Origin of the sequence: Pseudonocardia sp. TRM90224 (assembly GCF_021245725.1) — a bacterium.
Lineage (GTDB): Bacteria > Actinomycetota > Actinomycetes > Mycobacteriales > Pseudonocardiaceae > Pseudonocardia.
In genome coordinates this window covers 49123-57888 of sequence record NZ_JAJGSX010000043.1, presented here as the reverse complement: position 1 = coordinate 57888, position 8766 = coordinate 49123, and the positions used below count along the sequence as shown (strand labels likewise).

The 8766-nt window shown below is 70.8% G+C and carries 6 protein-coding genes and 1 tRNA gene; 4 read left to right on the top strand and 3 right to left on the bottom strand.

Translation table 11 applies throughout. The annotated features are described in order from the left end of the window. Positions 1-1503 precede the first annotated feature (1503 nt). Positions 1504-1577 (bottom strand) — tRNA-Pro (locus LL648_RS36405). A gap of 300 nt (positions 1578-1877) precedes the next feature. On the opposite strand from LL648_RS36405, the gene LL648_RS36400 reads away from it, so the two are divergent. Continuing rightward, the gene (locus LL648_RS36400; protein ID WP_232667387.1) at positions 1878-2738 is read left to right on the top strand and encodes an NAD-dependent epimerase/dehydratase family protein; all 861 of its coding nucleotides are present in this window, start codon (positions 1878-1880) and stop codon (positions 2736-2738) included. On the opposite strand, the gene LL648_RS36395 is transcribed toward LL648_RS36400, so the two are convergent. Next, positions 2725-3294: a TetR/AcrR family transcriptional regulator gene (locus tag LL648_RS36395; protein WP_232667386.1), complete on the bottom strand. Its 570-nt coding sequence runs from the start codon at positions 3292-3294 to the stop codon at positions 2725-2727. The genes LL648_RS36400 and LL648_RS36395 overlap by 14 nt on opposite strands. After that, complete coding sequence (locus LL648_RS36390; protein ID WP_232667385.1) at positions 3260-4393, bottom strand: MFS transporter; 1134 nt, start codon at positions 4391-4393, stop codon at positions 3260-3262. Before LL648_RS36390 ends, LL648_RS36395 begins: the two co-directional genes overlap by 35 nt. A 66-nt stretch (positions 4394-4459) precedes the next feature. Between LL648_RS36390 and LL648_RS36385 the strand changes: the two genes are divergently transcribed. The 3 genes from LL648_RS36385 (at position 4460) to LL648_RS36375 (ending at position 8190) form a co-directional block, all read left to right on the top strand. Further along, positions 4460-4960, top strand: a complete 501-nt coding sequence (locus LL648_RS36385) for a tetratricopeptide repeat protein (protein ID WP_232667384.1) — start codon at positions 4460-4462, stop codon at positions 4958-4960. Between the two features lie 97 nt (positions 4961-5057). Continuing rightward, positions 5058-6245 (top strand): MFS transporter, encoded by a 1188-nt coding sequence (locus tag LL648_RS36380; protein WP_232667383.1) that lies wholly within the window; start codon positions 5058-5060, stop codon positions 6243-6245. 61 nt (positions 6246-6306) lie between these two features. After that, a complete protein-coding gene (locus LL648_RS36375; RefSeq protein WP_232667382.1) occupies positions 6307-8190 on the top strand; it encodes a potassium transporter Kup in 1884 nt (627 codons plus the stop codon). The last annotated feature ends 576 nt before the right edge of the window (positions 8191-8766 follow it).

The window sequence follows — 8766 nt, the reverse complement described above, 5'->3', positions numbered from 1 at the left end:
TCCTTCCCGACCGCCATGTCGATCACAGCGGTCGATCTTGGTCCACCCGCGGCTTACACCGTTCGCGTGACACGCCCCGGTCAGCATCAGGCAGGGCCGGCTCTGCACGCGCCGTCATGGGCCGCAACGGCGGCTCCAGGTCGACGAGCGCAGAGTCCTTCACGCCGCAACGGTAAGCAGGTCACAGAGCGCTGACCTGCGGCGGACGCCCTGTCACAGCCCTGGCCGCACGACGAACAGCGGTGATCGGGGCTCGCGTCGTGTCGGCCCGCGCTGTCGACCGCCGGATCCGCGCGCCTCGTCCATCGCGCGGAGACGATCTGAAGACCACGGCAACGCTCTCCATGACTGCGCACCGGCATGGGCGGCGCGCGATGCGGCCTGCCGATCAACCTGAGCAGCGGACGCTCGAAGTCGACGTGCAAGACCGGTACAGGCGGGCCCGGATGTCACGATCGCGAAAACTACGTCGGCTCACGCGCGCGGCACCGTCCACGCTCGATGACGCCGAGCACCACTTGCGCAAGCGGCCTTCCTCTGCCTCATCAACCCCGACGCGGTCACTGCGCTCGCCGATCGCGTTCACGCGCCTGCGCGCCCTACCCATCCCGGCCGGCTGACACCGGCCTCTCGACCCCGCGATCAGACGGCGCACCCGGCAGAACCGCAGGCCGGACACTCACCATGCCCGCAACCTACAACGGCCCGACCAGCACCAACAGAAGATCAACCACAAGCCTCATGAATCACCGAGGCTAAGAGTCTCAGCACGTCGCGTGTCCGTCCGTCCGCGGCTCGGACCTGCGCGTCAGCACTCACGCCGCGCCCGTAGGCCGAGCACGCCGGCATCTCGCTGTCAGCATGGACATCGGCTGCAACACGTCGCGACGCCGTCCGGCTCGGCCCCGGCGCCAAATGGGGCGATTACCTCGCCGAGGCGCTCGCCGCCGACGCTGATGACGTCGCGGCAGAACAGGATCCTCGTGCGGCGGGGTGAGCTGCGCAGCAATGTCCGTCCACGCCCGATAAGGTCCGCACCGTCGTGCTGCTGTCCAGCGACGGGATCAACGACTCGCTCCACCCGTGGCGACTGTCGAACGCGCGCGGAGGCTGCAGGGCACGTGATCATCTCGCCGCGGTCACCAGCGCCCGAGACGGCAGACCGACCAGTGGATCATGTTTCATGACCGCTTTACTACCACCCCGACAGGGTCAATAAGATCAACAACTCCCGAATCCCGGCTGCCGCGAACCGCGCCATACTGACGCGAACCTTCCCAACCTCACCCGAACGGCCCAGAAATCCTGGAGCAGATCCTGACCCCATACGCTCGTACTGTTAGGCGTGCTCCAGTTTTGCTCCAGATGTCGATCTTCGAGCTGATTTCAAGATCAACTGAAGATCGACACCGAGCAGGGCGAAGATCGCTAGCGGCGACGTTTCCGCAGGTAGATATGCTGATGGGCGGCTCCCCCGTCGAGTGGGAACCGCCCATCATGCCGTCGGGACGACAGGATTTGAACCTGCGACCCCTTGACCCCCAGTCAAGTGCGCTACCAAGCTGCGCCACGTCCCGGCCGCCCCCGAGGAGGCTCGATCAGCCTACCGCACGGGCTGAGCGACCCTGTCGGCCGGTCATGGCTCCCCCCAAGGACGCCGGTAATGCACTTGCTGGCCGCAACACCCGGGCGAGCCCGAGGGCTGCGACCCGCACAGTCTGTGCAACTGCAGCCGCCGGCAACACCGTCCATGGTCGCCCGGCGGAAGAGACTTTCGTAGGTACCCACCGGTAGATGATTTCTGACGGCGCTAGACAACTGCCTCCGACGCCGCATAGCCTTCACGAAGTCTGACAGCGATAGATTTTGGAGTATCGATGCGTGTACTGCTGACCGGTGCCTCAGGGACGATCGGCGAGGCGATCCTCAGGTCGCTGGTCGAGCACGGCCACGACGTCGTTGCCGTGCGCCGGGCGCCAGGTGGTTCAACGGGCTCGCAGGTCGAGGAGCGGGTCGCCGACCTGTACGAACCGGGTGCGCTCCGGCAGGTCGCGGAGGGGGTCGATGCTGCCGTGCACGCAGCGTCGAGCAACGACGAGCGGGCCGGCGCCCTCGATCGCTCCGTCGTCAGCGACCTGCTCGACGCCTTCGCCGGCACCGGCAAGGCGCTCGTCTACACCAGCGGGTTGTGGTTGCACGGGTCCTCCGGCGACGGCCCGATCCGCGAGGAGTCGCCACTGGCTCCGCCGGCAGTGGTGGCGTGGCGGCCGGCGATCGAGGAGCTCGTCGCGGGCGGGGCCGCGGGCGGTGTCCGGACCGTCCGGATCCGGCCGGCGCTCGTCCACGGGCACGGCCGCGGGTACGTGCCGTGGGTGCTCGGCGTGCACCCCGGACCCGTCGTGCGGATCTTCGGCACCGGCGCCAACCGCTGGTCGACGGTGCACGTCGACGACCTCGCCGACCTCTACGTCCGCGCTGTCGAGTCGGCGCCGGCGGGTTCGGTCTACCTCGGCGCGAGCGAGCGGCAGTCGGTCCGCGTCGCCGAGATCGCGCAGGCCGTCGCCGACCGCGCCGGCGCACGCGTCGAGAGCTGGAAGGCCGACGACGCCGAGCGCACCTGGGGCGTCATGCAGGAGCCGTTCCTGCTCGACCAGGTCGCGTCCGGCGAGAAGGCCTACCGCGAGCTGGGCTGGCTACCGAAACGGCCCGGCGTGCTCGACGACCTCAACGCGCGCTGACGTCGGCGACGAGCAGGTCCAGCAGTCCCCTCGCCCGCCCGGGCCCGCCCTTGAGCCGCCCCTTCAAGGCGAGCGTCGTTAGGCCGTGCAGGTACGCCCAGAGCAGGTCGGTCGTCTCGTCGTCCGCCGCCCGCGCGACCGTCCTGAGCAGCTGGAAGCATCGACGTGCCGGCTCGGGCGTCTCCGCCGTCCCGAACGGGACGTCGGGCAGGCTGTGCATGAGCTGGTACAGCTGCGGGTTGGCGGTGGCGAACTCCCACCATGCGTCCGCCATCGCCGGCAGATCGCCCTCCCCCGCCGCCGCGAGCCGGTCGGCGAGGTCGGCGAAACCGGAGTCGACGACAGCGAGCAGCAGGGCGCGCTTCCCGCCGAAGTACTCGTAGACGACGGGCGTTGTGTACCCGACCCGCTCCGCGACCTGCCGCACCGTCACACCGTCGTAGCCGCCCGCCTCCGCCAGCTCACGCGCAGCGCCGAGCAGCTCGGCGCGCAGTTGCGCACGCGCCTGCGTGCGCTCGGCATCACTGCCCTTGACGCGATAGCTCCCCCGCGGCACGACGCAAGGGTAGCCAGCCCACCACGAGCAGCAGCGCCGCCAGCGGCAACACCGTGACGAGGTAGGCGACGCGCAGGTCCACCGCCTCGCCGACGGCGACCAGCACGGCGGGTGCCGCCAAGATCGCCGTGCCCGACGCCAGCGCGCCGTACGCGGCCGAACGCGCGGCCGTCAGACCGGGCACGTGCACCAGCCGGGCCAGGCAGACGGGATACAGCGCGGCCACGCCGAGGCCGGCGATCCCGAGGCCCACGATGACGAGCGCGGGCGCGGAAGGCAGCGCGACGAGCAGCGTCCCCACGACGGTCACGGTGACGCTCAGCGGCACCGTCGCCAACCCACGCCGGATCAGCCACGGCGCCGCGAACCGGCCGGCCGCCATCCCGACGAGGAACGCGCTCACCGCGGCGACGGCGGCCGCTGCCGGCAGGCCCGTCGCCTGCAGCCGCGCGCCCGCCCAGATCGTGAAGCAGAACTCGATCGACACCGCCAGCACGAGCGCGACCCACGCAACGCCGACCGCACGCCGCGACGCCACCGCTTCGACCGGTTCCGGCACGGTCGCGGTATGGCCGCGCCACGCCCCGACCGCCAGCACGAGCAGCGGCGGCACGGCGACCAGCAGCGCGAGCCGGCCGGTCACGCCGACGCTGTCGAGCGCGCCTAGCGCCAGCGGGCCGAGCACGCCCGTTGTGCTCGCGACGGCGTTGACCCGGGCGAGCTGTGCCGCCGCCCCCGGCCCACGCAGCAGCGCGGGTGTCACCAGCACCAACCCGGCCGCGCCCAGGCCCAGGAGCAACGCGCCGGCCGCGGCGGCGCCGGCGCTCACCGCCGCGCCGAGCAGCGCCACCCCGACCGCGGCGACGACCGACGCGCCGGAAAGCGCGCGGTGCGGCCCGACCCGCAGGATCAACCGCCCCGCGGCCCCGACGACGAGCAGCCCAAGCCCGAACGACGACGACAGCCAGACCAGCTCGGCCGGCACGGCGTCGAGGTCGCGGGCCAGCAGCACCAGGCAGACCCCGAGGCTGTTGATCGTGAACCCGACGGCCGCCTGCCCGAGCCCGACCTGCCGGACCACCTGCCGTGTCGGCTCCACCGCACCTCCCAATTAACTCGTGACGCGAGCATAAGCGGCTGGAGAAGCCCATGGGAGGGTTTGTCGGTGCCGACACATGACGATTGGGAACGCCGGCTCGCCGCAGCATGGGCCGCTCTCGACGAGTACGGCGAACCCCGTGCCGCCGAGTTCCGCGAGCTCGTCGACGGACTGGTCGCCGAGCTGCCGGCCGGCAGCGCGATCGGGGCGTTCGAGCGGGCCTGCGCGTTCGACTCGACGGGCCATTCCGACCGGGCCGTTCCGCTCTACCGCGAGGCCATCGAGGCTGGCCTGACCGGCATCCGCCGCCGTCGTGCCGCCATCCAGATGGCCAGCTCGCTGCGCAACCTGGGCCGCGCGACGGAGTCGGTGGAGCTGCTGACCGCCGAGCTCGAGCAGCCGTCCGACGAGCTCGACGACGCCGTGAAGTGCGTGCTCGCGCTCGCCCTCACCGACATCGGACGCGAGCGTGAGGCCGTCTCGCTCGCGGTCGGCGCGCTCGCCCGGCACCTGCCGCGCTACCAACGCTCGATGGCGAACTACGCAAGGCACCTCGTCGAGACGTGAGCGTCGACAACGACGTTACGGCTGTTGTGAGCGCTAACAAACAGCCATTACGTCGTTGTCGACGGTTCGGCGGGGCGCGTTCCGGTTAGCCACGTGTGTGATCACTCGGTACGTCGCTGCGGCCGTGCTGGCCCGGATCGCCGACGAGGGCGCGCGGGTCGCCTTGATCCTGCTGGCTCTGCAGCGCACGGGTAGCCCCGCGCTCGGCGGCGCGCTCGTCGCCGCGCTGCTCGTCCCGCACGTCGTGGCCGCGCCGCTGACGGGCGCCCGCGCCGACCGGTCCGCCAGGCCGCACCTCGTCGTCGCTGCCTTGACCCTGCTCTTCGGCGCCGGGCTGGTCGCCGTCGACGCTGCCACGGGCCGCCTCCCGTTCCCGGTCGTGCTGTTGATCGCGCTGGTCGTCGGCTGCTGCGGACCCGCCGTCACCGGCGCGCTCTCCTCCTTGCTCTCGGCGCTCGTTCCGGCCGAACGGCTGCCGCGCGCGTCCGGTGCCGACGCGCTCTCCTACACGATCGCGGGCATGGCCGGCCCGGCCCTGGCCGGCGTCGTCGCGCAGGTGGCGTCGCCGAGCACCGCCGTGCTCGTGCTGGCGGGCGCCGCGGCGGCGGGAGCCGTGATGATCGCCCTGCTGCCGGTGCCGAAACGGCAGCCGGAGCCGGCGCCGGACGGCACGCTGCGCATCAGCATCCGGGCGATCACCCGCGACCGGCTGCTCGCCGCAACGACGTGGTCGGTCGCCCTGGCGCAGCTCGGGATCGGCGCGCTCCCGCTGATCGCGGCGGCGCTCGCCGTCCGTTATGGCTTCCCGGCGCTCACCGGCTACCTGCTCACGGCCTCCGCGGCGGGCGCGCTCGTCGGTTCGTTGCTCTGGACGGTGCGCCCGGCGGCGGACCGGCACGTCCCGCTCGCCGCGATGGCCGGTCTCGCCGGGGCAGGTCTGCCGCTCGCCGTCGCCGGGACGTTCAGCGATCCCGCGGTGATCGGCGTGCTGTTCGGCGTCTCGGGAGCGTTCACCGGGGCGTCGGCGGCGGCGGTCTTCGTGATCCGCCACCGCGAGGCGCCGGCGGCGGCGCGCAGCCAGGTCTTCACCCTCGTAGCGGGCATCAAGATGAGCGCCGCGGCCGGCGGCGCCGCACTCGCCGGGCTGGCCGCCGGCGCCCCGATCGAGGTGCAGCTCGCTTGCGCCGGGGCCGTTCCGATCATCGCGGGGATGCTCGGGTTCTTCCGCAGCCGCGGCGCCGTCACGTCCGCCAGCACCAGTAGTCTCGGCGGATATGGCAGGTGAGGACCTCACGGGGTCGAGTGTGGACGTCACAAATCCGGCAGAGAAGTCCCAACCGGACCTTTTGCATCCTGCTGCCGGCCCGGGCGCCCTGCTGCTCGGCGCGCTCGGTGTCGTCTTCGGCGACATCGGCACCAGCCCGCTCTACGCGCTGCAGACCGTGGTCCGCTCCGACGGCCTCCCGATCAACGAAGCGAGCATGTACGGCGTCATCTCGCTGATCGTCTGGTCGGTCACGATCATCGTCTCGATCAAGTACGTCAGCGTGATCATGCGCGCCGACAACGAGGGCGAAGGCGGCATCATGGCCCTGATCGCGCTCGTGCAGGGGGCGAAGCTGCGCGGGCGCATGGCGAAGGTCGCGCTCGTCGCGCTGGGGATCTTCGGGGCCGCCCTCTTCTACGGCGACGGGATGATCACCCCCGCGATCTCGGTGCTGTCGGCCGTCGAAGGGCTCAAGGTCGCCTCGCCGGCCCTCACCTCGTTCGTACTCCCGATCGCCCTCGCCGTGCTGACGCTCCTGTTCGTGATCCAGCGTTTCGGCACCCACGCGGTCGGACGGCTGTTCGGGCCGGTCATGGCGATCTGGTTCGCGATACTCGCGCTGGCCGGCCTGGCCGAGGTGGTCCGCGAGCCGGGGATCCTGCGCGCGCTCTCCCCCACCTACGGCATCCAGTTCTTCATCGACCACGGCGCCGTCTCGTTCTTGACGCTCGGCGCGGTCGTGCTGGCCGTCACCGGCGCCGAGGCGCTGTACGCCGACATGGGCCATTTCGGCTGGCTGTCGATCCGCAAGGCGTGGTTCTTCTTCGTCTTCCCCGCCCTGACCCTCAACTACCTCGGCCAGGCAGCGCTCGTGCTGAACTCGCCCGAGGCGATCGAGAACCCGTTCTTCCTGCTCATGCCGGAGTGGTCGCGGCTGCCGATGGTGCTGCTGGCGACCGTCGCGACGGTCGTCGCGTCGCAGGCGGTGATCTCCGGCGCCTTCTCCGTCACACGGCAGGCCGTGCAGCTCGGCTTCCTCCCCCGCCTGCGGATCCGGCACACGTCCTCCGCGGAGGGGCAGGTCTACGTCCCCGCGATCAACTGGCTGCTGTACGTCGCGGTCGTCGCGCTGGTCGTCGGGTTCGGCTCGTCCGAGGGTCTCGCGTCGGCCTACGGGATCGCCGTCACCGGCACGCTCGCCATCGACACCGTGCTGTTCTTCGTCGTCGTGCGGACGATCTGGGGCAAGCCGATGTGGATCGTCGTGCTCGGCGCAGCCGCGTTCCTGCTGGTCGACCTCTCGTTCTTCGTCGCGAACCTGCCCAAGATCACCCACGGCGGCTGGTTCCCGCTCGCGCTGGCGCTGGTGGTGTTCACGCTGCTCACGACGTGGCAGCGGGGCAGCGCGCTGGTGACGGCGCGGCGCGCGCAGACGGAGGGCAAGCTCAGCGACTTCGTCGAGGACGTCCGCACGATCGAGCCGCCGGTGTTCCGCGCACCCGGCACCGCGGTCTGCCTCACGTCCAGCGTCGGCGGGATGCCGCTCGCGCTGAAGGAGAACGTCGAGCACAACCACGTCGTGCACGAGGCCGTCGTCGTGGTCTCGGTGCAGACGTTGCGGATCCCGCACGTCCACCCCGACGACCGCGTGGTCGTCGACGACCTCGGCTACCGCGACGACGGGATCATGCACGTGCTCGCGCGGTTCGGCTTCCAGGACGAGCACAACGTCCCCGGCGCCCTGCGGCTCGCCGTCGAGAAGGGGCTGGAGGTCCCGATCGAGATCGCCGAGGCCACCTACTTCGTCTCGCGCATCACCATCGTGCGCGGCAACGCGCCGGGCATGAGCGGGTGGCGCAAGCAGCTGTTCCTCGCGATGGCCAACACCTCGACCAACCCGGTCGACGTCTTCTGCCTCCCGGAGCACCGCATCGTGACGATCGGCTCGTACGTCGACTTCTGATCGGCGCACGCGAGGGCGGGCCGACGAGTCCCGCCGGTCGACCAGAAGGGGTCAGGAAAGCCACTTTCATGCAACCACGTTGCATGAAAGTGGCTGTCAGGTGAATCGCTGCAGCCATCGTGGTGGATCGGCACACCCAACTCACAAGCACACTGGTCACGTCCCCTGCCCGGCCCCCGAGCATCCCTCCGCCCGCACGCCCCGGGCGTACGCCAAGCCGGGAAGTGAACGAACGGCACTTTCGTCCACTAGGTATGGACGAAAGTGCCGTTCGTTCACCGACCCAACCGCGGCCACCTGGTCGACGTTGCACACCATCGACACACGTTGCACCTGGCCGGCCATGTGCAACGCACACCCACCGTGTGCAACGTCGACTCCAAGCGGTCGCCGCAGCGCCGGACCGGGGTCAGGAAAGTGGCTTTCCTGACGTCCCGTGCCGGCCCGTCGCACGCGAGATGGGTGCGGGACGCACACGTTGCCGGGAAAGCCACGTTCCCGGCCCCACACGCCGGGAAAGTGGCTTTCCCGGCAACCCTCGCCCGACACGGCCGCAGCCGTTCCGCAAGCCGCGCC